Consider the following 25,746-nt stretch of genomic DNA (forward strand, 5'->3'; position numbering starts at 1 on the left):
CCGATTAACGTTGAAAAGTTACCGGATGAGTTGTGCTTAGGGGTGAAAGGCCAATCAAGCCGGGAAATAGCTGGTTCTCCGCGAAAACTATTGAGGTAGTGCCTCGAGCGGACACCATAGGGGGTAGAGCACTGGATGGTTGCGGGGGTCGCGAGATCTACCAATACTAACCAAACTCCGAATACCTATGAGTGATACTCGGGAGACAGACGGCGGGTGCTAAGGTCCGTCGTCAAAAGGGAAACAGCCCTGACCTACAGCTAAGGTCCCCAAGTCGTGTCTAAGTGGGAAAGCATGTGGAAATCCCAAAACAACCAGGAGGTTGGCTTAGAAGCAGCCATCCTTTAAAGAAAGCGTAACAGCTCACTGGTCTAAACAAGGGTTTCTGCGGCGAAGATGTAACGGGGCTCAAGACACGCACCGAAGCTTAGGGTGTGCACATTAGTGCACGCGGTAGCGGAGCGTTCCGTAAGCCTGCGAAGCGATCTGGTAATGGGTCGTGGAGGTATCGGAAGTGCGAATGCAGACATGAGTAGCGATAAAGAGGGTGAGATGCCCTCTCGCCGAAAGACCAAGGGTTCCTGCGCAAGGCTAATCCGCGCAGGGTGAGCCGGCCCCTAAGACGAGCCCGAAGGGGGTAGTCGATGGGAACCACGTTAATATTCGTGGGCCTGGTGGTGTGTGACGGATCTCGTGTGTTGTACGTCCTTATCGGATTGGACGTGCCTCGAAGAGGTCCCGGGAAATAGCCCCACCGTATAGACCGTACCCGAAACCGACACAGGTGGTCAGGTAGAGTATACCAAGGCGCTTGAGAGAAGTGTCCTGAAGGAACTCGGCAAATTGCCTCCGTACCTTCGGAAGAAGGAGGCCCCATATATGCGCAAGCACTTATGGGGGGCACAGGCCAGGGGGTAGCGACTGTTTAGCAAAAACACAGGGCTCTGCTAAGTCGGCTTCAAGACGACGTATAGGGCCTGACGCCTGCCCGGTGCCTGAAGGTTAAGTGGAGGAGTGCAAGCTCTGAAATGAAGCCCAGGTAAACGGCGGCCGTAACTATAACGGTCCTAAGGTAGCGAAATTCCTTGTCGGGTAAGTTCCGACCTGCACGAATGGCGTAACGACTTCCCCACTGTCTCCAGGACATGCTCAGCGAAATTGAATTCTCCGTGAAGATGCGGAGTACCCGCGGTTAGACGGAAAGACCCCGTGCACCTTTACTGCAGCTTCAGAGTGGCATTGGACAAGAACTGTGTAGCATAGGTGGGAGGCTTTGAAGCATTGGCGCCAGCCGATGTGGAGCCATAGGTGAAATACCACCCTGTTGTTGTTTAATGTCTAACCTCGTACCGTGAAACCGGTACAGGGACCCTCTGTGGCGGGTAGTTTGACTGGGGCGGTCGCCTCCTAAAGAGTAACGGAGGCGCGCGAAGGTTGGCTCAGGACGGTTGGAAACCGTCTGTTAGAGTGCAATGGCATAAGCCAGCCTGACTGCGAGACTGACAAGTCGAGCAGAGACGAAAGTCGGTCATAGTGATCCGGTGGTCCCTCGTGGAAGGGCCATCGCTCAACGGATAAAAGGTACGCCGGGGATAACAGGCTGATAACCCCCAAGAGCTCATATCGACGGGGTTGTTTGGCACCTCGATGTCGGCTCATCACATCCTGGGGCTGGAGCAGGTCCCAAGGGTTTGGCTGTTCGCCAATTAAAGTGGTACGTGAGCTGGGTTCAGAACGTCGCGAGACAGTTTGGTCCCTATCTGCCGTGGGCGTCGAAATTTGAGAGGAGTTGACCCTAGTACGAGAGGACCGGGTTGAACGTACCTCTGGTGTACCTGTCGTCGTGCCAACGGCGCAGCAGGGTAGCTATGTACGGACGGGATAACCGCTGAAAGCATCTAAGCGGGAAGCCTCCCTCAAGATAAGATTTCTCAGGACGGTCGAAGACCACGACCTCGATAGATCGGATGTGGAAGTGCGGTAACGCATGGAGCTAACCGATACTAATTGTCCTATTCGCGCTTGAGAGCTCCACACCCCCACCATCAGCCCTGGGCTGATAGACTGAGGGTCTGGTCAGCAAATCCAGCCAGTGCACGCATCGATTTTAACCCCCATTTCCCCACCAGGTACCACCTGATGGGGATCAGTATTCGCGGACTCTATTGCCTGGTGGCCATAGCGTCGGTGTCCCACCCGATCCCATCCCGAACTCGGCCGTGAAACCCGACTGCGCCAATGGTACTACTGCTCAAGCAGTGGAAGAGTAGGGCGTCGCCAGGCATTACAGTCCGCGAACACACACAAAACCCATTCACATCGTCTCACACACCTTCCAAAATTGGCGCGGGGTGGAGCAGCCCGGTAGCTCGTCAGGCTCATAACCTGAAGGCCGCAGGTTCAAATCCTGCCCCCGCAACCATCCCACACACGCACACACACAGCCACAGCCCCGTAGCATCGCCGCTCCGGGGCTCTCCTGCGTTCTGTCACTCCCCCATTAGGCAAAAAAGCAGGCCACAGGCCTGCCACAGGGCGTCTCCAGTGAGAAAGATTAGCCTTGCCTCGCAGCAGGCCACACCCATCCACCATGCTCCGCATCAACCCCCGAATGACACAGGTTTCCCCTGAATGTCGTTCGCGCGCTTGTGATGCCTGCTGCTGGCTGCCCTTGTCGCTGTCGAACACGATAATTCCCAGCCTGGGAGGTTGCTCCACAGGTCTGCGGCCGGTGATGACCACCACGACGGGGTGCAGCTTACGCTCAAGCATAGCTGCCGGATTGTAGGCGTCACCATGCCATCTGCGTCGATGGGCACACGGTTCAGCTTGCCCATGGCATCGAGAACCACCTTGCAACTCGGTATGTCGGCCATGTTCGCAAGAGGCAATTGCGCCTCCCTTTAGATCATCTACCTACGGCCCCATGGATAACGCCTGTCAAGCGCCTGGCATTACCTGTCCGCTTGGCAGAGTGCTATGTAACGTGACGGCCTAGACAGGATCTACGCGTCGCGTGGGTAGGGCTGGAATGGATGGTGTTCGGTCGAGAGTACGATCGCAAATACTGCTCGTTGCCATTGGCGCGGGGCAGAGGCCTGCACCAACTGCGTCCGCTGCGTCGTTTCGACACAGACGCACGGCCAGTCGCATCGCCTCAACGGAACGATTGCGACCGCCATATTTATCGCATCAAGAAAATTGGGAACGACTTAACCTATCATAAGTTTAGCACCACCTGATCGGCAACGTATCGTCGCCGATCGTGTGGAGGCAAACGCGTGTACCGCATTTTCGCCAGTATCGCCTTGAGCTGCCTGACGGTGGCGTGCGCCGCGCCGTCGACCCGGATTGCGACGGGGCTGGAGCGTTATGGCTTGGATGCCGAGCGTTCCACCTGTATCGGCCAGCGGCTCGAGCGGAATCTGTCGCTGGGCCAGCTGCAGCAGCTGGGCAAGGCGGCTGCCGCCTATCGTCGCGATGACAGCGACCCCACGCGGTTGACGATGAGCGATTTGATCCGTGTCGCGGGCGAGATCAAGGACCCGCGCGTCGCTCTGGAAGTGGGCAAGGCCGCCGCAGGCTGCGGCGTGGCGCCCTGACCACGACACACCCCTCGTTTCGGAGGAAAACCCATGAACAAGCATGAACTTCGCGGCGGTGCCCGCTATGTCGGTGGCAAGGTCGAAAAGGCGGTCGGCGATGTCGTCGATAGCCGCGACTGGAAGGTCGCCGGCGTCACCGATCAGGTGGCGGGTGGTGCCGAGCATCTGTTCGGTCGTGCGCAGTCGATCGCGGGCGATGTCGTCGATGCGACCCCGAGCCTGATCGAGCATGCCCGTGAGAAGGTCGGCGATGCGGCCGATCGCTCCGTCGATGCCGCACGGCGCGGTTCGGACAAGGCGCGAAATCATATTCGCGGCAATGAGGCGACGGTGTTCGCCATTGCGGCTGCGCTGGGCGGCTATGCCCTGGGCTGGCTGATCCACCGCCGTCGCGGCTGAACTGACACATCCGGCACCGGGCGAGGCGCGCGCGTGAGCGGCGGCCCGGGCGCCATCCCCCCCTCATCATGCTGCGAATGACGACCGGTCGACAGGATCGGTGCGCGTCCGCACGTCACAGGAACAGGAGTAGATATGGCCCATAATGTTGCATCGGTGGAGGGTGGCGTGATCGGTCATCTCGGTCGTCGAGCCTCCTGGAGTGCGATTTTCGCCGGTGTGGTCATCGCGGTGGCGGTCCAGCTGGTCCTGGGCATTCTCGGCACCGGCATCGGCCTGTCGATGGTCGATCCGACCGATGGTTCGACGCCGGGTGCGGCGGGCTTCGGCATCGGCGCCGGCATCTACTGGCTGATCACCACCGTCATCGCGCTGGGTGCGGGCGGTTATGTCGCCGCGCGCATGTCGGGTGTGACCGAGCGGTTCGATGCGCTGGTGCATGGCCTGGTCGTCTGGGGCGTCACGTTGATCCTGACGCTGTATCTGCTGACCTCGGCGGTCGGTGGTATCATCGGCGGCGCGTTCCGCACGGTCGGCACTGTGGCCGGGGCGGCCGGTTCGACGGTTGGCGCGGCCGCGCCCAAGGTCGCGCAGGTCGCGGGTGTCGATGAAGGCGACGTCCGTCAGGAAGCCGCCAAGTATCTGAGCGATACTCCGACCGACCCGGCGCAGATGACTCCCGAGCAGGCGCAGAAGGAAATCGCCAAGCAGCTGCCCGCCATGGCGCGCGGCGGCACCGATGGTGTCCGTGCCGAGGCTCGTGTCGTCGACATCGTCGCGGCGCAGCGCAAGATCAGCCGTGAGCAGGCCCAGGCACAGGTGAGCCAGGCCAAGGCCGACTTCATCCGCACCAAGAACGAGACGGTGCAGGCGGCCAAGACCGCAGCGGATGCCGCCGCCGGTGCTGCGTCGAAGACTTCGTTCATCCTGGTGCTCGCGCTGCTGGTCGGCGCCGGTGCCTCCGCCTTTGGCGCGACTGCGGCCGCCCGCCGTCGTCCGCGCTGAGTGCCCGCGGCGGGCCGGCGTATCGGGCCCGCCGCACCTTTCCTGAAAGAGGAGATCATCACCATGACGAAGATCGCTCTCGGCGCCACGCTGTGCGCCATGCTGGCCCTCTCGGCCTGCAACACGGTCAATGGCGCGGGCAAGGATCTGCGCTCCGCCGGAAGCGCGATGTCCGATGCCTCGGGGCAGGACAAGCCGAAGAAATAACGTCACGGGGTGACCGTGAACGGACGGGGGTGGTCATGGACCGCCCCCGTTTTCCTATCCGCGCCGGCGAGCCCGGCGGGCGGGGGCTTCGGTTTCGGGCGGTTCGGTGGTTTCGACCAGTTCCACGATCTCGAACGCGAACCCCGCCCAGCCGCGCTGGCGCGCCGCATCGGCCACCGCGTTCTTCTTGCCGGTCGCGTCCTTCAGCGATTTGGCATGGCCCCAGAACACCTCGGTCTTGCCGTTGCCCAGATCGGCGACGATGCGCCAATAATGGGTGAAGGGCGACGCGGTCGGCCCGATCGTCTTCACATAGCCGTCCGCCATGGTTGCGGTCAGATAGCGGGTCCTGCGTGCCATGGCGTTCGCGATAGCGCGGATCGGGAGCCAGCGCATCCGCTTGACGCGCATGGCGTCATCGCCCAGACAGAACGCGGCCGGAATGATCCGGTCAATGATCGCGCCGGTTCTTCCCGACAAGGAAGATTAAAAGGGAACGCGGTGAGGGCGAGCGATCGCCCGAATCCGAGGCTGTCCCTGCAACTGTAAGCGGTGAGCGGAGATGCACGGATCGACCCCGATGGTCGGTCCAGCCACTGGGGCAACCTGGGAAGGCGCATGTTTCGCGATGACCCGTGAGCCAGGAGACCTGCCGGCGTCAGGTCGCTCTTGCCGGGTCCAGGGGATGGCCGTGGCTAAGGTCTTTTCCGACGAGCGACGCCAATGGTGGCGGAGGCATGGGTGACCATGGAAGTGCGGAATAAGCGTCCAGCCTGCATGGCACCCGTCCGTTCGGGATCGGACGGAAGGCCTCGGCTTGTTCGCAATAAGACGCTACAGGCAGTAAGATGTTATATCGTAACTACATTGAGAACCGCTGGGGATTGGTCGCTGGCGCGGCGTTGATGGTGGGGGGCAGCCCGGCGATGGCGCAGCGGGCAGGTGAAGCGGGAAGTGGCGACGGGTCGGTGCTGGTCATTGGCACGCGCGAGACGCCGGTACTGGACACGCCCAGTGCGACCGCCAGCCGGTTGGGGCTGACCCCGTTCGAGACGCCCGCCAGTATCGCCACGATCGACGGCGATACTATCCGCGCGCGCGGCGACCAGTCGATCGTCGAGGCGCAGAGCCGTGCGCCCGGCATCGCCAGCGTCGCCAATCCCGGCAATGGGGGCACGGCCCTGTCCGCGCGCGGCTTTTCGGGGCAGGGGTCGGTGCTGCAACTGATCGACGGGGTGCGGCTGTTCCCGGCGGCGGGGACCATCACCTTCCCGACCGACCCCTGGATGGTCGAGCGGATCGACATACTCAGCGGCCCGGCCTCGGTCCTTTACGGTCAGGGTGCGCTGGGCGGCGCGGTCAATGTCGTGATGCGCAAGCCGAGCGCGCGGACGCAAGGACAGGCCGAGATCGGCTATGGCGCGCAAGACAGTTTTCGCGCGGCGGCCGGGATCGGCGGGCCGGTGGGGCATACGCTGTCCTACCGTGTCGACGCCAGCTATCGACGCTCGGACGGCTATGTCGATCGCGGGGATTCACGCAGCGTCGCGCTGTCGGGGACACTGTTGTGGACGCCATCGCCGACTTTGGCAGTGACGATCCGCGGCGATCATGGCGATCAGCGGCCTATCACCTATTTCGGCACCCCGCTGATCGACGGACGGCTCGATTTGGCGGTGCGCGAGCGCAACTATAATGTCGCCGACGCGCGGATGCGCTTTCGCGACGACCGCGCCTCGGTCCAGGTCGACTGGACGCCGAGCGCGACGGTCAGCGTGTCGAACATCGCCTATTATCTGACCAGCGACCGTTTCTGGCGCAATCTGGAAAGCTATTGCTGGGTCGGCAGCACCGGGGCCTGCGCGGACGGATCGCCCGGCCGGCCCGGTACGATCCGGCGGAGCAGCAATTACGGTATCCGCCACGACCAGACCCAATGGGGCGATCAGGCGAGCGTGACGCTGCGCACGCCGCTGGCACCCGGTATCGCCAATGCCTTCGTCATCGGGGCGGACGTCAATCTGGTCCGCTTCACCCATGAGAACGACTTCGGATCGGAGGCGCAGGAGGACGGCGTCGACCCCTTCAATTTCGATCCGGGACGCTTCCTGGATACGCAGGGAATCGCGCCGCGATACCGCACCCGCACCGCCGCGCTGGCGGTGTTCGCTGAGGACCGGGTGACGCTGGGGCCGAAATGGTCGGTGGTCGGCGGCTTTCGCTATGAGGAAAATCAGGTGCGCCGCTGGGCGATCGCTTATCCGGGGGGCGTGCGGAGCGACCGCTTCGCCTTTGAAAAGACCTTCCGCAACGCGACCTGGCGGGCGGGCATCGTCTATCAGCCGCTGCCGACCCTGTCGCTCTACGGCCAATATGCGACCGGCGTCGATCCGTTGGGTACGTTGACCACCGTGTCGACGGGGCAGGTGGCGTTCAGCAATGCGCGCGGCAATCAGGTCGAGGCGGGGGCCAAGCTGTCGTTCCTGGGCGGGCGCGGCATGGCGACGCTGGCGGCGTACCGGATCGTCAAGACCGGGCTGCTGGCGCAGCGCACCCTGTCGAGCCCGGTCGAACAGGTCGGCCAGCGCTCGGCGCAAGGCGTCGAGGCGGCGGTGGCGGTCGATTTGCCGCAGGGCTTCGGGATCGAGGCCAATGGCACGCTGCTCGATGCGCGGTTCGACGATTTCCGCTCGGGCGGCACCGACTATAGCGGTCGCACGCCGCCCGATGTGCCCGAGGCGCTGGGCAATGTCTGGCTGCGCTGGGATGCGACGCGCCGCGTGAAGGCGCGTGCCGGACTGCGCTATGTCGGACGGCGCTTCTCGGACAATGGCAATGCGTTCCGCATTCCCGGCTATGCGACGGTGGACGGCACGCTGTCCTATACACTGAGCCCGCATATGGCGGTCGATCTGCGCGTCTATAATCTGTTCGACAAGGCCTATGCCGTCACCGCTTATGGCGATCAGCAATGGATATTGGGGCGGCCGCGCTCGCTGGATGTGGCGCTTCGTGCCGCGTTCTGACCGGTCTTGGGGGAAGGCGGCGCTGCGGCTCGCCTTCCTCACCCATCGCTGGGCGGGGATCGTCGCTTGCCTGTTCTTCGCGATGTGGTTCGCGAGCGGACTGGTCATGCTCTACGTCCCTTATCCCGCGCTTGGCCCTGCGCAGGGCTGGGCGGGGGCGGCGGCGATCGACTGGACGCGGGTGACGGAGGTGCCCGCCGTTACCGCGCGGCGGATCACGCTGGAGATGCGCGACGGTCAGCCGGTCTGGCGGATCGAGGGCGGTGAGGGGGAGACACGGATCATCCCGGCGCAGCGCGGGGTCAGGCCGGCCCCCGTCGACGCCGGATATGTCCGCCGCGTCGCTGGCCGATTCGAACATGCCCCCGTCATGTCGGTCGAGCGGATCGATGACGATCAATGGACGGTCGCAGGCGGCTTCGACCGGCATCGCCCCTTGTGGAAGGCGGCGATCGACGATGCGGATGCCACCCATCTCTATATCTCCAGCCTGACCGGCCAGCCGGTGCAGCGCACGACGCGAGAACAGCGTGTCTGGAACTGGCTGGGGTCGGTGCCGCACTGGCTCTATCCCACGGTCGTCCGGCGCGACAATGCGATGTGGCGGCAGGTGGTGATGTGGGTATCGGGCCCCTGCATCGCGGTGGCGCTGACGGGGATGTGGATCGGCATCCTGCGCATGCGGATCGGGCGGCGGCGTTATCGCGGCGGGCGGATCACCCCCTATCGCGGATGGATGATGTGGCATCATGTCAGCGGCCTGCTGGGCGGGGTGATGCTGACCACCTGGATCGTCAGCGGCTGGCTGTCGGTCGATCCGGGGCGGGTCTTTGCCGGCGGTGCCGCGCCGGTGGCGGCGATGCGGGACTATGCGGGGCAAACGCGCGTGACGGGGGACCTCGCCGCCTTGGCCCGCCTTGCCGGGGGTGCGCGCAGCATCGCGTGGAGCGCGGACGGCGGGCTGGCGCGGATCGCGATCGATCGTGCCTCGCCGCACCCGCGCTGGCTGGACCGTGCGACGCTTTCGCCCGTCCGGCCGGTCAGCGCCATGGCCTCGGCAGCGATGCTGGTCCCGGACGGCCGGATGATCGCGACCGAGACGCTGGTGCGGCCCGATTTCTACTGGACCGACGCCGCGCGTTTGCCGTTGCTGCGATTGCGGTTCGACGATGCGGCGCGGACCTGGCTCTATATCAATCCGATGAGCGGCGCGCTGGTCCAGCGACAGGATGCCACGCGGCGTGCCTATCGCTGGGTCTACACGCTGCTCCACACCTGGGACTGGCCTTGGCTCACCGCGCATCGCCCCGCCTGGGACGTGTGGATGTGGCTCTGGTCGATCGCGGGGCTGGTGATGTCGGTCAGCGGGGTCGTCATCGGCTGGCGACGATTGCGCCGGCCCGCGCGCCGGGCGGCGTGAAAACATGCGTGGCGGGGTTGGCGTGAACCCATGCGCCCGCTTAGATGGGGAATATGTGGCAACTCTACCAATTCCCGCTCTGTCCCTTCTCGCGCAAGGTCCGGCTGCTGCTGGGTGAGAAGGGCGTCGGGTACGAGTTGGTCCGCGAGTCGCCGTGGCAGCGGCGCGACGAATTCCTCGACATGAACCCCGCCGGCCAGACGCCGGTGATGGTCGATGAGGAGCGCGGCGTCCTCCTGGTCGACTCGATGGCGATCTGCGAGTTTTTCGAGGAGACGGTCGAGAAGTCGGCGATGATCAACGGCACCGCCGTCGGTCGCGCCGAGATTCGCCGGCTGGTGACGTGGTTCGACACGCATTTCTATCAGGATGTGACCGGCCCCTTGCTCCACGAACGCATGGTCAAGCGCGTCGCGCGCACCGGCAGCCCCGATGCCAAGGGACTGCGCGAGGCGATGAAGGCGGCGGTCGGGCATCTCGACTATACCGATTATCTGCTCGACCATCGCAACTGGCTGGGCGGCGCGACGATGAGCTTGGCCGATCTGGCGGCGGCGGCGCAGATTTCGGTCGCCGATTATCTGGGCGGCATCGACTGGAAGGGGCATGAACAGACCGCGCGCTGGTATCGCGGGCTGAAGAGCCGTCCCTCCTTCCGCCCGCTGCTGTCCGAGCGGATGGAGATGGTCACCCCGCCGATCCATTACGACAATGTCGACTTCTGACGTCCCTGCGCCCATGTCCTCTGAGCGCATCGGGATCGAGGATTTTCTGGCGGTCGACATCCGCGTCGGCACCGTCATCGCCGCCGAGCCGTTTCCGGAGGCGCGCAAGCCCGCGATCAAGCTGACCATCGATTTCGGCGCGGTCATTGGGGTGAAGCGCTCCTCGGCGCAGATCACCCGGCATTATACGCCGGAGACGCTGGTGGGGCGGCAGGTGGCGGCGGTGGTGAATTTCCCGCCGCGCCAGATCGGGCCGATGATGTCCGAGGTGCTGACGCTGGGCTTTCCCGATGCGGATGGGGAAGTGGTGCTGATTGCACCGGATTTGGGTGTGCCCAACGGGGGGCGATTGTTCTGAGCTTTGGACGTGGCCTTCGACTTCGCTCAGGCTGAATGGAGGTGGGGGCCCCGGGCTGGATACCAAAAGCCGTTCAGGCTGAGCGAAGTCGAAGCCCACGCCCCAACCCCCTGTTAGCCTTAACATTACCCCTTGCGCCCCACGCCCCGAAGCGTAGCATCCCCCTCCGACCGTAGGGACATAACCCACGGAGGATAGGAGGGGATATGACGTCCAAACGCTGGGCCGGCCATGCGCTGGCCGCTTTGCTAACGCTCTCGGTGGCGGCGCCCGCCATGGCGCAGGCCGACAGGATGGTGCCGATCGCGGTGCCGGCGCAACCGAATGCCATTCCGCTGAACACCGGGCCCTTGCCGGGCGCGAAGACCAAGGAAAGCTGGCACAGCCAGTATAACAGCGTGTTCGCCCGCAACGTGACCGAGGCGACGCTGACCCCCTTCCTGCCCGATCCCGCCAAGGCGACCGGCGCCGCGGTCATCGTCGCTCCGGGTGGCGGTTTCCGCACCCTGTCGATGCAGAATGAGGGCTGGGACGTGGCCAAGGCGCTGGCCGATCGCGGCATCGCCGCCTTCGTCCTGAAGTACCGGCTCAACCAGACGCCCGCCGGCATGGCCGATTTCGAAAAGTCGATGGCGGCGATGTTCTCCAGCGTGGCACGTCCGACCGCGCGGCCGAACCCGGAGGAGGCGCTGAAGGGGCTCGCACCGCAGATCGCCGATTCCCGCGCCGCCTTCGCGCTGGTCCGCCAGCGGGCGGGCGAATGGAAGGTCGATCCGGCCCGTGTCGGCATGGTCGGCTTTTCGGCGGGCGCGATGCTGACCGTCGCGACCGTCCTAGACGGACAGGCCAAGCCCGCCTTTATCGGCGACATCTATGGCCCGCTCCAGCCGATGACCGTGCCCGCCGACGCGCCCCCGATGTTCGCCGCGATCGCCGCTGACGATCCGCTGTTCGCCGGCAAGGGCTTCGGTCTGATCGATCAGTGGCTGGCCGCCAAGAAGCCGGTCGAGTTCCACCTGTACGGACAGGGTGGCCACGGCTTCGGCATGTATCCGAAGGCGACGACCAGCACCGGCTGGTTCGATGCTTTTTACCGCTGGATCGTCATGGAAGGGTTTTTGAAGCCCAAGGCGCAGCAACATTCCTCCCCTGTAAGGGGAGGTGGCGCGCGGAGCGCGTCGGAGGGGTGTCACCCTATCGAGAGCGGGACACCCCTCCGTCAGGCCTGACGGCCTGCCACCTCCCCTGCAAGGGGAGGAATTTGTTCAATCCAAACTCTTCGACGCCTGCTCGAACAGGTCCTTGGACAGTCCCGGCGTCGCGACGATGCGCGCCAGTTCAGCGCGCATCAGCTGCGCACGGTTCCCGTCGAACCGGCGCCAGCGGCCGAGCGGCGGCAGTAGCTTCGCCGCCGTCTGCGGGTTGAGCCGGTCGAGCGCAATCAGCTGGTCCGCCAGGAAGCGATAGCCCGAGCCGTCGGCGGCATTGAACGCGCGCTGGTTCATCCCGAACGCACCGATCAGCGCGCGAGCGCGATTGGGGTTGGCCAGGGTGAAGGTCGGATGCTCGGCCAGCGTCGCCACGACCGCACCGGTATCGTCGCGCGACGACAGCGCCTGGGTCTGGAACCATTTGTCGAGCACCAGCGCATTGTCGGCATAGCGCGCATGGAACCGCTCCAGCGCGATGTCGCGCTCGGGCGCGTCGGAGCTGACCAGCGTGGTCAGCGCCGCCTGCCGGTCGGTCATGTTGTCGGCGGCGTCGAACTGCGCCAGCGCCAGCGCGGCGGCGTCCTCCGCCCCGCTCGCCGCAATATAGCCGAGCGCGACGCTGCGCAGCCGGCGACGGCCCTTGGCATCGGGGGAATAGACATAGGCTCCTTGCGCCATCTCGCCGTAGAGCCGCCGCCACACAGGCGCCAGGGCTTGACCGATCTGCCGCCGCAACGACTCGCGCGCCGCATGGATCGCATCGGGGTCGACCATCGCCAGCTGATCGCCGATGAAATTCTCCGAGGGCAGCAGCACCGCCTCGGCGAGGAAGGCCGGCTCCAGCCCCTCGGCCTCCAGCGTGCGTGCGACCGCGTCGATCACCGCCTGCGCATTCATTTCCCCGTTGATCGTGCCCGCGACCAGCGTGTCGAGCATCAGCTGTTGCATCGCCTCGTACCGGGCGAAGGGATCGTCGTCATGCGCCGACAGGAACGCCAGATCGGCCGCCGACCGATCGCTCTCGATGACGACGGGCGCGGAAAAGCCGCGATTGATCGACAGGACGGGACGCTCGGTCACCGCCTCGAACGTGATCGTCTCGGCCGCCTGGTCGAGCAGGATCAGCTGTTCGTCGGTCAGCGGCCGGCCGGTCTCGGCGCCGAACAGCCGGACCTTCAGCGGCAGGACCATCGGCTGCTTGACCGGCTGGCCGGGCGACGGCGGGACGTGCTGGGCCAGGCGCAGCACCGCGCGGCCGCCGCCGGGCTCGTGCGAGAGGCCAGCCGAGACGCGCGGCGTGCCGGCCTGGGAATACCAGAGGCGGAACTGGCGCAGATCGACGCCGCCCGCTTCCTCCATGCAGGCAACGAAATCCTCGCAGGTCGCGGCCGTCCCGTCGAAGCGGCTGAAATACAGGTCGGTGGCGGCGCGGAACTTCACCGGCCCCAGGATGGTCGCCATCATCCGGATCAGCTCGGCACCCTTGTTGTAGATGGTCGCCGTGTAGAAGTTGCTGATCTCGATATAGCTTTCGGGGCGCACCGGATGCGCGAGCGGACCGGAATCCTCGGGGAACTGGCTGGCGCGCAGCCCCCGAACCTCCTCGATCCGCTTGACCGCCGCCGATCCTTGGTCGGCGGAGAAACACTGGTCGCGATAGACGGTGAAGCCTTCCTTCAGCGACAGCTGGAACCAGTCGCGGCAGGTGATCCGGTTGCCCGACCAGTTGTGGAAATATTCATGCGCGACGACGGCGGCGATCGCGTCATAGTCGTAATCGGTCGCGGTGTCGGGATCGGCGAGAATATAGCGGCTGTTGAAGATGTTCAGCCCCTTATTCTCCATCGCGCCGAAGTTGAAATCGTCGACCGCGACGATGTTGAACACGTCCAGGTCATATTCGCGGCCATAGACGCGCTCGTCCCACGCCATGGACAGCTTCAGCGCGTGGAGCGCATGGTCGGTCTTGGCCAGATCGGCGGCGCGCACCCAGATGCCGAGCTCGACCTCACGCCCGCTCATCGTGGTGAAGGTCGAACGGTTGACCGCCAGATCGCCCGCGACCAGCGCGAACAGATAGCTGGGCTTGGGGAAGGGATCGTGCCATTCGGCCCAGTGCGTGCCGTCGTCGTTGGTCCCTTTCGCCACCGGATCGCCATTGGCGAGCAGCACCGGGAAACGCCGCGCATCCGCCGTCATGCGGACGCGGTAGACGCTGAGCACATCGGGCCGGTCGGGGAAGAAGGTGATGCGGCGGAACCCCTCCGCCTCGCACTGGGTGCACAGATTGCCGCCCGAGGCGTAAAGGCCCATCAGCTGGGTGTTGCGATCGGGGGCGATCACGACCTCGGTCTCGACGATATGGGCGTCGCCGGACAGCGGCACGACCAGCTGCTCGCCCTCGATCCGCCAGTCGTTGACCGCCGCCCCGTCGATCGTCACCGACACCGGCGTCTGCCCTGCGCCGTCGAGGCGCAGCGGCTCGTCATGCGCGCCGTTTCGCGTCACCGACAGGGTGGCACGGACCCGGGTTTCGGCCGGGTCGAGCCGAAAATCGAGCGTGATCTCGGGCACGGCCCAGGCCGGCGGGCAATAATCCTCGCGCCGGATGACGGCGGGGGCGGTGCTGGGCTGGGCCACGCTGTGCTGGATGTCCATCGCGGGAATATAGCCCTGCCGATCCGATAGGGCCATGGCGGGCGCGGCGGAAAAAAGCGTGGTGCGACAAGGCATGCCGCTTGATCGCGGGGGGCGGCATGATACCCCTAGGGACTGTTTTTTCCCGAAAGGTCCTGCATGTCGCGTTCGACGGCTCTGCTGCCGCTGCTTCTCCTGTCCACCGCCGCTGTCGCGCACGACCATGATCACGCCTTTGGCCACGATCATGCCCAGATCGCGCCGGCCACGGCCCAGACCATAACGCCCCAGCGCAGTCCCGCCGAGCGCAACGCGACCATCACCGCCCCGCTGCCCGAGGATCAGGCGGCGATGAAGGCGCATGTCATGTTCCTGGCGTCGGACGCGATGGCGGGGCGTGAGGCGGGGACCCGCGATTACGACATCGCCGCGCAATATGTCGCCGCGCAATTCTATGCCGCGGGCCTGCGCCCCGGCGGTGACGAGGGCGGCTATCTGCAGACGGTGCCGCTGGTCGGCTACAAGGTCGCCGACAAGGGCAGCGCGATGTGGACGGCCATGGGCGGCCAGCCGCAGGAGCTGGTCTTCGGTGAGGATTTCGTGCCCTCGCCGGTGCCCAATGCCAAGGAGACCAGCCTGAGCGCGCCGGTCGTCTTCGTCGGCTATGGCATCGATGCCGCGCAATATGGGCTGACCGATTACAAGGGCGTCGATGTGCGCGGCAAGATCGTCGCCTTCCTGCCCGGCACGCCCGAGGGGCTGGGGGGCGAGGAGCGCGCCTTTTTCGGATCGGCGGCGAACAAGGCCGCCCTGGCGGCGGCGCGGGGTGCTGTCGGCGCTGTGCAGATCGACATGCCGCGCGCCAATGGCCGCCAGCGCCCCTTCGCCGCGCTGGCACGCTATTATGATGCGCAGCGCGTGACCTGGGCCAACCCGGACGGCACCGCGCATGCGATGACGCCGACCACCCCGGTGCTGGGCACGCTGTCGCAAGCCGGCGCGGCCAAGCTGTTCGGCAAGGACTGGGCCGCGATCACCAAGGCCGCTGCATCGGCCAAGCCGCGCTTCACGCCCGTCACGGCCCGGGGACAGATGACGGTCGCCAGCAAGACCAGCTTCAAGCCGATGGACAGCAGCAACGTCATCGGCATCATCCCGGGCAGCGATCCCAAGCTGAAGGACCAGGTCGTCGTCCTGTCGGCGCATCTCGACCATATCGGCGTCAATGAGGGCGGCGATGGCGACCGGATCAACAACGGCGCGCTCGACAATGCCATCGGCATCGCCAGCCTGATCGAGGAGGCCAAGCGCTTCAAGGCGGCGGCGGCACCGAAGCGCACCGTCATGTTCCTGGCGGTGACGGCGGAGGAGAAGGGGCTGGTCGGCTCGGACTATTTCGCCAACCATCCGACCGTGCCGCTGTCGTCGATCGTCGCCGACGTCAATCTCGACATGCCGATCCTGACCTACAAGTTCGAGGATATGGTGGTGTTCGGCGCGGACCGCTCGACCCTGGGGCCGATCGTGCGCAAGGCGGTGGGCGCGATGGGCCTGCCGGTCGCGCCCGATCCGATGCCTGAGGAGGGGATCTTCGTCCGCTCCGACCATTTCCGCTTCGTGCAGAAGGGCATCCCCTCGGTCTTCCTGTGGCCGGGCCAGGCCGGGCCGGGCAAGGCGGCGGTCGCCGACTTCATGAGCCACCGCTATCACAAGCCCGGTGACGAGGTGGATCAGGGTATCGACTGGAGCCAGGGCCCGCGCTTCGTGAGCGTGAACTACGCCATCGCGCGCGAGATCGCCGATGGCGCGGAGCGGCCGGTGTGGAACAAGGGCGACTATTTCGGCACGCTGTACAAGGGGCCGATGGCGGCGAAGTGAGGGGGAGGGGGAGCGTTTCGGCTATTTGGCGCCAAACCTCCCCCACGCTCGTTCAGCCTGAGCGAAGTCGAAGACCAAGGGATAAGCTGGGCCAAGTGGCCCGTCCGGGGCGTGCACTTCGACTTCGCTCAGTGCGAACGGAGGTTGGGGGTGGCCGGTGACGGTGGTTCGAGCGGGAAGGCTTTTGTCGCCAAACCACCCCACACCCGTTCAGCCTGAGCGAAGTCGAAGGCCAAGGGATAACCTTCGCCAAACGGCCCGTCCCCGGCGTACACTTCGACTTCGCTCAGTGCGAACGGAGGTTGGGGCGGCCGGCGACGGTGGCTGGAGCGAAAAGGCATTTGCAGCCAAACCACCCCACACCCATTCAGCCTGAGCGTAGTCGAAGGCCAAGGGATAACCTTCGCCAGGTGGCCCGTCCCCGGCATACACTTCGACTGCGCTCAGTGCGAACGGAGGTTGGGGCTGGCGGCGATGGCGGTCGGAGCGGGCAGGCTTTTGCAGCCAAACCTCCGCCACGCCCGTTCAGGCTGAACGACGTCGAAGGCCATGTACGGAGGTTGGGTGAGTAAGCTGTTCGTCTTCGGCATGGGCTATGCCGCCGGCCATTTGGCGGCATTGATGGAAGGGCGCGGCTGGTCCGTTATCGGCACCACACGCGACGGGTGCGGCGGCACCGTGCGGTTCGACGACCGCGAGCGGGTGGAGGCGGAGATGGCCGCCTCCACGCATATCCTGTCCTCGGTGCCGCCAGAGGGCGAGCAGGACCCGGTGCTGGTCGCCTATGGCCCGCAACTGGCCCGGTCCGAGGCTTGGATCGGCTATCTCTCCTCGACCGGCGTTTACGGCGATACCGGCGGCGCGTGGGTGGACGAGACCGCGCCGATCGGCTCGGGACGACGCGCGGCGCGCGCGGCGGCGGATGCGGATTGGCAGGCGCTGGGGGCGCGGGTGTTTCGCCTGCCGGGCATCTACGGCCCCGGCCGTTCGCCGATCGACCGGGTTCGTGGCGGACGCGCGCACCGGGTCGGGCTGCCCGGACAGGTGTTCAGCCGAGTGCATATCGCCGACATCGTCTCGGGCGTGATCGCCGGGTTCGACGGTCCGGCCGGCGCGTATAACCTGTCCGACGATCACCCTTGCGATCAGGATGCGGTGGTGTCCTACGCCGCGCAACTGGCGGGCCTGCCGCCGCCGCCGCTCGTGCCGCTCGAAAGCCTGTCGGCAGCGGCGCGGGGTTTCTATGCTGAGAACCGGCGGGTGGCGAATGGCAAGGCCAAGCGGGTGCTGAACTGGCGCCCCCGCTATCCCGATTACCGGTTGGGCCTGCGCGCCTTGAGCGCGATGACCAGCCCGATCGCGGTCACGCCCGCGCCCGCACCCGCCAGCAGCGACCAGCGATAGCCCTCGAACACCGTCGACAGGCTCATCGCGATGACGGGGACGATCACGCTGGAATAGGCCGCCTTGGCCGGGCCGATCGTGCGCAGCACCCGGTAATAGAGCGGAAAGGCCAGCGCCGAGGCGAAGAGGCCGAGATAGAGGATGCCGAGGATATAGCCGGCGCGCATCTCGAACACCGGCGGGCCGTTCAGGCTATAGGCGATAACCGCATCCAGCGCAGAGCCGATCAGCATCGCGACACTGAGCGTCGCATGCATCGGGAAGCGCTTGGCGGTGTTGGTCGCCTGCATGACGTTCGCCGTGGAGGCGGACAGGATCGCGACGATGGTCAGCGCGATACCGGTCAGCGCGCGGGAGGGGCCCGCGGGATCGACCCGCGCTTCATGCACGAACAGCAGCGCCGCACCCGCCATCGCGATGGCGGAGCCGACCAGCAGCTGCCGTCCCATGCGCTGCCCCAGAAACAGCCGCGCGAACCCCGCATTGGGGATCAGCAACATCGCGAAGACGACCGCGACCAGTCCGGAGGTGATGTACGCCTCGGCGCGGTAGACGAAGTTGAAGTTGAGGACGAACTGGAACAGCCCGATGCCGCCTGCGAACAGCCAGCCGGTGGTGCCGAGCCGGAAACTCTCACGCTTGGCCAGCGCGAACGCACCCATGGCCAGCCCGCCGACCAGGAAGCGATAGCTGACCGACCAGGTGGCGGGGACGACCGAAATCTGGTCGCGGATGACCAGCCAGGTCGATCCCCAGATCAGCGTGACGATCGCGAAGGGGATCAGGACGGCGGCGCGGGTGGAGCGCGGTCCGGTGTCGAACTCGCTCACAGGCTGGCGATCGCATCGGCGAGCGCGGCGACATGATGCGCGTCGGTGTCCCAGGCGGTGACCAGGCGAATCTCGCCCTCCGCCCAGTCGTAGAAGTCGAAACCCTGCCCCCGCAAGCGGGCGGCTTCCTCGGGCGTGGCGCGTAGGAAGACCTCGTTCGCCTCGACGGGGTGGACCAGACGGTCGCCCGCCGCCCCGGCCAGCCGCTCGGCACAGGCATTGGCTAGCGCACCATTGGCGATCCACAGGTCGTTCTCGACCATCGCCAGCACCTGCGCGGCCAGATAGCGGCCCTTGGACATCAGCAGCCCGGCGCGCTTGCGGCGGCGGCGGGTGACCTCAGCGAGGCCGGGCTTGAAGAAGACCAGCGCCTCGGCACTCATCGCGCCGTTCTTGACGAAGCCGAAGGACAGCGCGTCGACGCCCGACTGCCAAGTGATTGCGGCGGGCGTACAACCCAGCCGCGCCACCGCATTGGCGAAGCGCGCGCCGTCCATGTGGAAGCCTAAGCCCCGCTCCTTGGCGAGCGCGCCGATCGCGGCGACTTCGCCCGGATTGTAGACGCGGCCATATTCGGTGGCGTTGGTGATCGAGATGGCGTGCGGCTGGACCCGGTGCACATCGTTGGCGATCGCGTCGATCAGGCTGCGGATCGTATCGGGAGTCAGCTTCGCTCCCTCGCCATCCGCCAGCATCAGCTTGGCGCCGTGGGTGTAGAATTCGGGCGCGCCGCCTTCGTCATTCTGGATATGCGAGTCGCGGTGGCAGACCACGCCGCCATAAGGCGGGCAGAGCGCGGCGAGCGCCAGGCAGTTGGCGGCGGTGCCGGTGGGCACCCACAACACCTCCACCTCCGTCCCGAACAGCTCGGATAGCCGCCCGTCCAGCGCCCTGGACCAGCGATCGCCGTCATAGGCGGTATCCATATGGTCGGCGGCGGCGATGGCCTCCATCACCTTGGGATGGATACGGGCGGCATTGTCCGAGAAAAAGCGCATGGCTCAGGCGTTTGGGGGAGGCGGTGGGTCAGGTCAACACCACCGCCCCATGCGATGCGTCAGTGCGGCACCGCGCCCAGTTCGAACCCCGTCTTGTCATGCAGCGCGAAGCGGTCGACCAGATCGGCGCTGGCCCGGTTATAGCCAATCACCTCGACCGTCGAACCGTCGCGACGCAGCCGCGCGACGATCTTGTCGAGCGCACCGACCCCCGAAATGTCCCAGAAATGCGCCGCCGATACGTCGATCACCACGGTCCGTCCCCGTTCGGGCAGGAAGGCGCGGGTGAAGCGGTCGACCGAGGCGAAGAAGATCTGCCCGGTCACATGGTAGCGTACCGTGCCGGCCTCCTCGATCCGCTCGACCGCGAACAGGCGGCGGACCTTGCCGGCGAAGAACACGCCCGACAGCAGCACGCCGGCCAGCACGCCCTGCGCCAAATCGCGGGTGGCGACGACCACCGCCACCGTGACCAGCATGACGACCGAGGAGGTCAGCGGATGGCGGCGCAGATTGGGGATCGAGTTCCAGCTGAACGTGCCGATCGACACCATGATCATCACCGCGACCAGCGCGGGCATCGGAATGCGCCCGACCACGGGGCCCAGCACGGCGAGCAGGAACAGCAGGAACAGCCCGGCGGTCAGCGTCGACAACCGCTTGCGCCCGCCGGACGTGACGTTGATCACCGACTGGCCGATCATCGCGCAGCCGCCCATGCCACCGACCAGCGCGGCGGCGATATTGGCCACGCCCTGACCGCCGCATTCGCGCCGCTTGTCGCTGTCGGTATCGGTCATGTCGTCGACGATCTGCGCGGTCAGCAGCGATTCGAGCAGGCCGACGGCGGCCATGGTCAACGAATAAGGTAGGATGATCCGCAACGTCTCGAAGCTGAGCGGCACATTGGGCAGCGCCAGGCTGGGCAGCCCCTCGGGCAGGCGGCCCATGTCGCCGACCGTGCGCACCGGCAGGCCCATGGCGATGCTGATCGCCGCCAGCACCAGGATGGCGACGAGCGGGGAGGGGACGGCCTTAGTGATGCGCGGCAGCAGGTAGATGATGGCCAGCCCGCCGGCGATCAGCGCATAGCTGTGCCAGCTGACGCCGATCAGCTGCGGCAGCTGCGCCATGAAGATCAGGATGGCGAGCGCGTTGACGAAGCCGGTGATGACCGAGCGCGATACGAACTGCATCACCAGGTCGAGGCGTAGCAGCCCGGCGGCGATCTGGATCAGCCCCATCAGGATGGTCGCGGCGAAGAGATAATCGACGCCGTGCTCACGGACCAACGGGGTGACGACGACCGCGACGGCGGCGGTCGCGGCCGAGATCATCGCCGGCCGGCCACCAGTAAAGGAAATGACGATCGCGATCGCGACCGAGGCATAAAGGCCGACGCGCGGATCGACGCCCGAGATGATCGAAAAGCCGATCGCCTCGGGAATCAGCGCGAGGGCGACGACGATACCCGCCAGCACATCGCGCCGCGCATCGCCCAGGTTGGAGAACCATTGGGTTCGGTAGCTTTGGAGAGTCATGAAATACCAGAATATCGCGCATGGCGAACACGCTCTCTGAGGGCAGGAGCGGCGATGGGGCCATGCATTCTGTTGTCCGGCGGATCGGCGGCCGGAATAGCCACCCGGAATTGCACCGGGTCCTTGCGAATGACCGCGCGTCTAATCGGTATGAGGGGGGAAGGGCAAGCCCCAACGGCGGAGGCTCAAGGCCTTGGTTCGCGCAGAGGCGCAGAGGACACATAGAGGATGCGCGACTTGGCCTCTAATTCCTCCCCTGCAAGGGGAGGTGGCAGGCCGAAGGCCTGACGGAGGGGTGTCGCCGCTGGTGAACGGTCCATTCCCCGCGACCGGGGACACCCCTCCACCATGCTGCGCATGGTCCCCCTCCCCTTGCAGGGGAGGAGTTGAAGGCTCGATCGTCCGCCCTCTCCGCGTCCTCCGCGCCTCTGCGTGAACCAAACCTCTTCGCGTCATCGCGGCTTCGCGTGAACATCAAATGGCATCACGCAAAGCCGCGAAGGAAAAAGCGTCTGCAGCCCGAGAGCGTTCGCTACTCCCCCTCGCCCTCATAGCGTTCGTCGGGCGGGCGGCGGTCGTCGGGGCCGGGGCCGGCGCGTTCGGGGCGGCGGCGGCCGGGGCCGACGGTGATCGACCCGTCGTCACCGGTGCGCAGGTCCAGCCCCAGACCCTGGATGATCTCGCCGACCGGATCGGCGGGGGCGGGCATCACCTCTTCGTCCACGCCGTTGGCATAGGCATCGGGATCGACCTCTTCCTGCACCACGGGTGCCGCCACCGGCGGGATGTCGAGCGCGGATTGCATGAACGCGCGCCAGATGCGCGCGGGCACGCCGCCGCCCGACAGGCCGGGATTGGGCGTATTGTCGTCATTGCCGACCCACACGCCGACCACCAGGTCGCGCGCGAAGCCGACGAACAGCGCGTCGCGCGAATCCTGCGTCGTGCCGGTCTTGCCGTAAGCATCGACGGTCAGCATCGCCTGACGCCCGGTGCCCGACTTGATCGAGGCGGACAGCAGGTCGAGCATCCCGTCATGCACCGCCGAGGAAAAGCCGGTCTTGCGGTCGGTCAGCGACTGATACCAGCCCTTTTCGCGGACGTCGGTCAGGCCATGCGGCGCGACCGGATAGCTTTCATTGGCGACCGCGGCATAGGCGGCGGTCAGCTCCAGCAGGCTGACGGTCGAGGTGCCCAGACCGATCGTCGCCTCATTGGCGATGGGGGTGGAGATGCCCAGATCACGCGCCGCCTTGGTCACCGCCTTCACGCCGACCGCCTGGGTCAGCCGTGCCGCCGCCACGTTGGACGAGCGCGCGAACGCCTGGCGCAGCGTGATCTTGCCCAGATAGCGGCCATCGCTGTTGCGCGGCTTCCATCCGGCGATGTCGACCGGTTCGTCCTCGATGGTCGAGTCCGGCGTCATGCCCGAACGCAGCGCCGCCAGATAGACGAACAGCTTGAACGCGGAGCCCGGCTGACGCCGCGCCTGGGTGGCGCGGTTGAACGGGCTCTTGGAATAGTCCTTGCCGCCGACCATCGCGACGACGCGGCCATCGGGACGCATCGCGACCAGCGCGACCTGCGCCTCGCGCAGGCCGGCGCTGCGCACCGTCCGCTCGGCGATGCGTTGCAGGCGCGGATTGAGCGTCGTCTGGACGGTCGCCTCGGTCTTGATCTCGCCCGCCTGGTCGCGCGCCTCGGGCAGGACCCAGTCGGCGAAATAGGTGCCCGAGGGCAGCGTTTCCGGCCGGGCGGCGAGGACGCGCTGCGGCTGCACCGCGTCTGCCTCCGCCTTGGTCAGGAAGCCGGCATCCTCCATCGCGCCGATGACGACTGCCTGCCGCGCCCGCGCGCCCTTCAGATTGCTGGTCGGGGCGAGCCGCGACGGCGCCTTGACCAGCCCGGCGAGCATCGCCGCCTGACCGATGTTCAGCTTGTCCGGCGTGCGCCCGAAATAATGTTTCGACGCGGCGGTCAGTCCATACACATTGTCGCCGAAATAGACGTTCGACAGATAGCGCGAGAGGATTTCGTCCTTGGTCAGCCACGCCTCCAGCCACAGCGCGATCATCGCCTCGCGGATTTTGCGCCCGGCGGTGCGGTCGGAATCGAGGAATGCGTTCTTCGCCAGCTGCTGGGTGATGGTCGATCCGCCCTCGCGCACCCCGCCCGAGCCGAGATTGTGCCAGGCGGCGCGCAGGATGCCGCGCGGGTCGATGCCCCAGTGCGAATAGAAGCGCCGGTCCTCGATCGCGAAGAACGCCTCGCGCACATGCGGGGGCAGCTTGGCGGCGTCGACCGGCGCGCCGATGATCGCGCCGCGCCGTGCGATCGGCGTGCCGTCATCGGCGGTCAGCGTGATCGAGGGTGGCGTCGGCGGCTGGAGCGAGCGCGACAGCGGTGCCGTGATCGCCAGCCAGATGACCGCGATGATCAGCAGGATGATCCCCACGCCCAGCCCGCGCGTAATCCACCGGCCCCAGCGGATCTGGCGACGCGGCCGGCCGGGCGTCGGCTCCTCCTCGTCGGGGCCGAAGGACCAGCTCTGCGTCTCCGCGTCATAGAGCGGATAATGGTGCCCGACCGGCTCATAGGGGCGGTCGATCGGCATACGGTCGGGATTGAACGGGTCGGGGCGCATCACAGGGTTCCGGCGGTCGGCCACTCGTGTATTACTTTACCAGAACACCGAGCGCAAGCATGGCCCCATGTTTACCCTGTTTGCGGCACCTCCGGCAAGCGGTCCGCAGGCGGCGTGTCTTCGATCAGGCCGGCACGGTGCGCGACGATGGTCGGGACCAGCGCCTGGCCCGCGACATTGATCGCGGTCCGCCCCATGTCGAGGATCGGATCGATGGCGAGGAGCAGCCCGGCGCCCTCCAGCGGCAGGCCCAGGGTGGACAGCGTCAGCGTCAGCATGACGACCGCCCCGGTCAGCCCCGCCGTCGCCGCCGAGCCCAGTACCGAGACCAGCACGATCAGCACATAATCGCCGACATGCAGCGGCAGGCCATAATATTGCGCGACGAACAGGGCCGAGATCGCGGGATAGATGGCGGCGCAGCCGTCCATCTTGGTCGTCGCGGCGAAGGGCACCGCAAAGGCGGAGTAAGCGCGCGGCACGCCCAGTCGGCGCTCGACCGCGTCCTCGGTGACGGGCAGGGTGGCGATCGACGAGCGCGACACGAAGCCCAGCTGGATGGCGGGCCAGGCGGCGGCATAGAAGCGCCTGGGCGACATGCCGTTGGCGAGCAGCAGCAGCGGATAGACGACGAACAGCACGAGGCCGAGGCCGATATAGATGGCCAGCGCAAAGCTGCCGAGCGCGGAGAGCGACTGCCAGCCATAGCGCACGATGGCATTGCCCAAGAGCGCGCCCGAGCCGATCGGGGTCAGCCGGATCACCCAGGACAGGATACGCCGGAAGATGGCGAGCGCCGAGGCGTTGAACGACAGGAAGCTCTCGCCCTTGTCGCCGACGCGTACCGCCGCGACGCCGATCGCGACCGCCATGACGATGATCTGGAGGATGTTGAACGACAGGCCTGTCTTGAGCGCGCCGCCATCGCCCGCGCTGGTCGAGGCGGACAGGCCGAGGATGTTGGAGGGGATCAGCCCGCGCAGGAAGTCGAGCCACGAGCCGGCGGTGTCGGGCCGCACCGCGCTGCCCGGCGCGACGCCGGCATGCAGGCCGGGTTGCAGCACCGTGCCCAGCGTCAGCCCGATGGTGACCGCGATCAGCGCGGTGATGGCGAACCAGATGAAGGTGGCGGCAACCAGCCGCGCGGCATTGTTCAGGTCGCGCAGCGCGGCGATCGAGGCGACGATGGCGGTGAACACCAGCGGCACCACCAGTACCTTCAGCAACTGCACGAAGCTTTCGCCGACGATGCGCAGCGCTTCGGCCAGGCCGGCCAGCCCCTGCGACCGGGCGAGCAGGCCGAGCAGCAGGCCCACGGCCATGCCGACGAACACCTGCACCCCAAAGGAAAAACGGAGTCTCATCCGACCATAGCTAGCGAGCCGGCGAAACGATCCCAACCAAGTTTTGCGTGGGGGGCGGAAAGCTCCCCAATTCCGCGCCCTTAGGGGGCGGGGACCCCTTTAGGGGAAGTGATGGGGAGAATGGTGCTGCCGGTGAGGATTGAACTCACGACCTCAGCCTTACCAAGGATGCGCTCTACCACTGAGCTACGGCAGCACTCGCGTCTCAACGCGGGAAGCGCGCCTAGAGACGATTGGCGGGACATTGTCAAGCGCTGGATCGTCGGATTATGCAAATCATCATGGCAAAAGATGAAAAGGCTGAGCGGCTGGCAGCGGCGCTGCGCGAGAATCTGAAGCGGCGCAAGGCGCAGGCGCGGGGGCTGGACGACGGTCCGGCGGCACCGCACGGGAATGGCGGCGATCCGCAGGCGGCGGCGGACGAACGGGAATAGCCGCAAAGCCAGACACTTATTCCGCAGGCAACAAAACAACACAAAACTGATATTGATAGT

General features: G+C 66.0%; 19 protein-coding genes, 2 tRNA genes, 2 rRNA genes, 1 riboswitch and 1 other annotated feature (1 of these 25 running past the window's edge). Of the genes, 15 read left to right on the forward strand and 8 right to left on the reverse strand.

The genetic code is table 11. The annotated features are described in order from the left end of the window. The 7 genes from ACQHGV_RS00015 to ACQHGV_RS00045 all read left to right on the forward strand — a co-directional run. Positions 1-2,027, forward strand: a 23S ribosomal RNA gene (locus ACQHGV_RS00015) (it extends 765 nt beyond the left edge of the window). Between the two features lie 141 nt (positions 2,028-2,168). Next, a 5S ribosomal RNA gene (rrf, locus tag ACQHGV_RS00020) occupies positions 2,169-2,283 on the forward strand. A gap of 62 nt (positions 2,284-2,345) precedes the next feature. After that, positions 2,346-2,422 (forward strand) — tRNA-Met (locus tag ACQHGV_RS00025). Between the two features lie 859 nt (positions 2,423-3,281). Next, positions 3,282-3,602, forward strand: coding sequence for a hypothetical protein (locus ACQHGV_RS00030; protein ID WP_440978958.1), 321 nt, complete (start codon positions 3,282-3,284; stop codon positions 3,600-3,602). 33 nt (positions 3,603-3,635) lie between these two features. After that, the gene (locus ACQHGV_RS00035) at positions 3,636-4,004 is read left to right on the forward strand and encodes a CsbD family protein (protein WP_440978959.1); all 369 of its coding nucleotides are present in this window, start codon (positions 3,636-3,638) and stop codon (positions 4,002-4,004) included. A gap of 135 nt (positions 4,005-4,139) precedes the next feature. Continuing rightward, positions 4,140-5,009, forward strand: a complete 870-nt coding sequence (locus ACQHGV_RS00040; RefSeq protein ID WP_440978960.1) for a hypothetical protein — start codon at positions 4,140-4,142, stop codon at positions 5,007-5,009. A gap of 63 nt (positions 5,010-5,072) precedes the next feature. Beyond that, positions 5,073-5,216 carry an entericidin A/B family lipoprotein gene (locus ACQHGV_RS00045; protein ID WP_183952756.1) on the forward strand — a complete coding sequence of 48 codons (144 nt, stop codon included), beginning with the start codon at positions 5,073-5,075 and terminating at the stop codon, positions 5,214-5,216. A 54-nt stretch (positions 5,217-5,270) separates the two neighbouring features. Here the strand turns inward: ACQHGV_RS00045 and ACQHGV_RS00050 are convergent, their stop codons facing one another. Next, a complete protein-coding gene (locus tag ACQHGV_RS00050) occupies positions 5,271-5,576 on the reverse strand; it encodes a hypothetical protein (protein WP_183952755.1) in 306 nt (101 codons plus the stop codon). Positions 5,577-5,663: 87 nt separating this feature from the next. After that, positions 5,664-5,887: riboswitch (cobalamin riboswitch) on the forward strand. Positions 5,888-6,064: 177 nt separating this feature from the next. On the opposite strand from ACQHGV_RS00050, the gene ACQHGV_RS00055 reads away from it, so the two are divergent. The 5 genes from ACQHGV_RS00055 (at position 6,065) to ACQHGV_RS00075 (ending at position 11,974) form a co-directional block, all read left to right on the forward strand. Further along, complete coding sequence (locus ACQHGV_RS00055; RefSeq protein WP_440978961.1) at positions 6,065-8,242, forward strand: TonB-dependent receptor; 2,178 nt, start codon at positions 6,065-6,067, stop codon at positions 8,240-8,242. Next, positions 8,229-9,662: a PepSY domain-containing protein gene (locus tag ACQHGV_RS00060; protein ID WP_440978962.1), complete on the forward strand. Its 1,434-nt coding sequence runs from the start codon at positions 8,229-8,231 to the stop codon at positions 9,660-9,662. Before ACQHGV_RS00055 ends, ACQHGV_RS00060 begins: the two co-directional genes overlap by 14 nt. 53 nt (positions 9,663-9,715) lie before the next feature. Next, entirely contained in the window at positions 9,716-10,387 is a 672-nt protein-coding gene (locus ACQHGV_RS00065; RefSeq protein ID WP_183952752.1) for a glutathione S-transferase family protein, read from the forward strand. Positions 10,388-10,400: 13 nt separating this feature from the next. Beyond that, complete coding sequence (locus ACQHGV_RS00070) at positions 10,401-10,745, forward strand: tRNA-binding protein (protein ID WP_440978963.1); 345 nt, start codon at positions 10,401-10,403, stop codon at positions 10,743-10,745. Between the two features lie 206 nt (positions 10,746-10,951). Next, positions 10,952-11,974: an alpha/beta hydrolase gene (locus ACQHGV_RS00075; RefSeq protein ID WP_440978964.1), complete on the forward strand. Its 1,023-nt coding sequence runs from the start codon at positions 10,952-10,954 to the stop codon at positions 11,972-11,974. A gap of 36 nt (positions 11,975-12,010) precedes the next feature. Here ACQHGV_RS00075 and pepN read toward each other — a convergent pair whose 3' ends face one another. Beyond that, positions 12,011-14,614, reverse strand: a complete 2,604-nt coding sequence (gene pepN / locus ACQHGV_RS00080; RefSeq protein ID WP_440980091.1) for an aminopeptidase N — start codon at positions 14,612-14,614, stop codon at positions 12,011-12,013. A gap of 138 nt (positions 14,615-14,752) precedes the next feature. Here pepN and ACQHGV_RS00085 point away from each other — a divergent pair, with 138 nt between their 5' ends. Together ACQHGV_RS00085 and ACQHGV_RS00090 are read left to right on the forward strand one after the other, a co-directional pair. Beyond that, the gene (locus ACQHGV_RS00085) at positions 14,753-16,471 is read left to right on the forward strand and encodes a M28 family peptidase (RefSeq protein ID WP_440978965.1); all 1,719 of its coding nucleotides are present in this window, start codon (positions 14,753-14,755) and stop codon (positions 16,469-16,471) included. A 564-nt stretch (positions 16,472-17,035) separates the two neighbouring features. Further along, a complete protein-coding gene (locus tag ACQHGV_RS00090; RefSeq protein ID WP_440978966.1) occupies positions 17,036-17,875 on the forward strand; it encodes an NAD(P)-dependent oxidoreductase in 840 nt (279 codons plus the stop codon). Here ACQHGV_RS00090 and ACQHGV_RS00095 read toward each other — a convergent pair. From ACQHGV_RS00095 to ACQHGV_RS00120, 6 genes are all read right to left on the reverse strand, one after another. Then, positions 17,785-18,705: a DMT family transporter gene (locus tag ACQHGV_RS00095; RefSeq protein ID WP_183952747.1), complete on the reverse strand. Its 921-nt coding sequence runs from the start codon at positions 18,703-18,705 to the stop codon at positions 17,785-17,787. The two genes, ACQHGV_RS00090 and ACQHGV_RS00095, sit on opposite strands and share 91 nt — an antisense overlap. Beyond that, complete coding sequence (locus ACQHGV_RS00100) at positions 18,702-19,703, reverse strand: threonine aldolase family protein (RefSeq protein WP_440978967.1); 1,002 nt, start codon at positions 19,701-19,703, stop codon at positions 18,702-18,704. Before ACQHGV_RS00100 ends, ACQHGV_RS00095 begins: the two co-directional genes overlap by 4 nt. Positions 19,704-19,762: 59 nt before the next feature. Further along, complete coding sequence (locus ACQHGV_RS00105; protein WP_440978968.1) at positions 19,763-21,244, reverse strand: SulP family inorganic anion transporter; 1,482 nt, start codon at positions 21,242-21,244, stop codon at positions 19,763-19,765. Positions 21,245-21,314: 70 nt separating this feature from the next. Then, positions 21,315-21,370: a sequence feature (sul1 is cis-regulatory element that is thought to sense ions involved in sulfur or methionine metabolism; They are found in Alphaproteobacteria), on the reverse strand. A 406-nt stretch (positions 21,371-21,776) separates the two neighbouring features. Next, entirely contained in the window at positions 21,777-23,888 is a 2,112-nt protein-coding gene (locus ACQHGV_RS00110) for a transglycosylase domain-containing protein (RefSeq protein WP_440980092.1), read from the reverse strand. A gap of 71 nt (positions 23,889-23,959) precedes the next feature. Continuing rightward, positions 23,960-25,252, reverse strand: coding sequence for a dicarboxylate/amino acid:cation symporter (locus tag ACQHGV_RS00115; protein ID WP_440978969.1), 1,293 nt, complete (start codon positions 25,250-25,252; stop codon positions 23,960-23,962). Positions 25,253-25,373: 121 nt separating this feature from the next. Next, positions 25,374-25,448, reverse strand: a tRNA-Thr gene (locus ACQHGV_RS00120). Between the two features lie 85 nt (positions 25,449-25,533). On the opposite strand from ACQHGV_RS00120, the gene ACQHGV_RS00125 reads away from it, so the two are divergent. Next, the gene (locus ACQHGV_RS00125) at positions 25,534-25,686 is read left to right on the forward strand and encodes a hypothetical protein (protein ID WP_440978970.1); all 153 of its coding nucleotides are present in this window, start codon (positions 25,534-25,536) and stop codon (positions 25,684-25,686) included. Positions 25,687-25,746: the final 60 nt, after the last annotated feature.

This window comes from Sphingomonas pseudosanguinis, from assembly GCF_052056765.1.
In the GTDB taxonomy this organism is placed as follows: Bacteria; Pseudomonadota; Alphaproteobacteria; order Sphingomonadales; family Sphingomonadaceae; genus Sphingomonas; species Sphingomonas pseudosanguinis.

Excerpts from the sequence above, each read along its gene's own strand:
- ACQHGV_RS00105 (WP_440978968.1), bottom strand. The coding sequence starts at position 21,244 with ATGACTCTCCAAAGCTACCGAACCCAATGGTTCTCCAACCTGGGCGAT.
- ACQHGV_RS00115 (WP_440978969.1), bottom strand. The coding sequence starts at position 25,252 with ATGAGACTCCGTTTTTCCTTTGGGGTGCAGGTGTTCGTCGGCATGGCC.
- ACQHGV_RS00070 (WP_440978963.1), top strand. The coding sequence starts at position 10,401 with ATGTCCTCTGAGCGCATCGGGATCGAGGATTTTCTGGCGGTCGACATC.
- ACQHGV_RS00035 (WP_440978959.1), top strand. The coding sequence starts at position 3,636 with ATGAACAAGCATGAACTTCGCGGCGGTGCCCGCTATGTCGGTGGCAAG.
- ACQHGV_RS00040 (WP_440978960.1), top strand. The coding sequence starts at position 4,140 with ATGGCCCATAATGTTGCATCGGTGGAGGGTGGCGTGATCGGTCATCTC.
- ACQHGV_RS00065 (WP_183952752.1), top strand. The coding sequence starts at position 9,716 with ATGTGGCAACTCTACCAATTCCCGCTCTGTCCCTTCTCGCGCAAGGTC.
- pepN (WP_440980091.1), bottom strand. The coding sequence starts at position 14,614 with ATGGACATCCAGCACAGCGTGGCCCAGCCCAGCACCGCCCCCGCCGTC.
- ACQHGV_RS00125 (WP_440978970.1), top strand. The coding sequence starts at position 25,534 with ATGGCAAAAGATGAAAAGGCTGAGCGGCTGGCAGCGGCGCTGCGCGAG.
- ACQHGV_RS00100 (WP_440978967.1), bottom strand. The coding sequence starts at position 19,703 with ATGCGCTTTTTCTCGGACAATGCCGCCCGTATCCATCCCAAGGTGATG.
- ACQHGV_RS00050 (WP_183952755.1), bottom strand. The coding sequence starts at position 5,576 with ATGGCACGCAGGACCCGCTATCTGACCGCAACCATGGCGGACGGCTAT.
- ACQHGV_RS00055 (WP_440978961.1), top strand. The coding sequence starts at position 6,065 with ATGTTATATCGTAACTACATTGAGAACCGCTGGGGATTGGTCGCTGGC.
- ACQHGV_RS00085 (WP_440978965.1), top strand. The coding sequence starts at position 14,753 with ATGTCGCGTTCGACGGCTCTGCTGCCGCTGCTTCTCCTGTCCACCGCC.
- ACQHGV_RS00075 (WP_440978964.1), top strand. The coding sequence starts at position 10,952 with ATGACGTCCAAACGCTGGGCCGGCCATGCGCTGGCCGCTTTGCTAACG.
- ACQHGV_RS00110 (WP_440980092.1), bottom strand. The coding sequence starts at position 23,888 with ATGCGCCCCGACCCGTTCAATCCCGACCGTATGCCGATCGACCGCCCC.
- ACQHGV_RS00045 (WP_183952756.1), top strand. The coding sequence starts at position 5,073 with ATGACGAAGATCGCTCTCGGCGCCACGCTGTGCGCCATGCTGGCCCTC.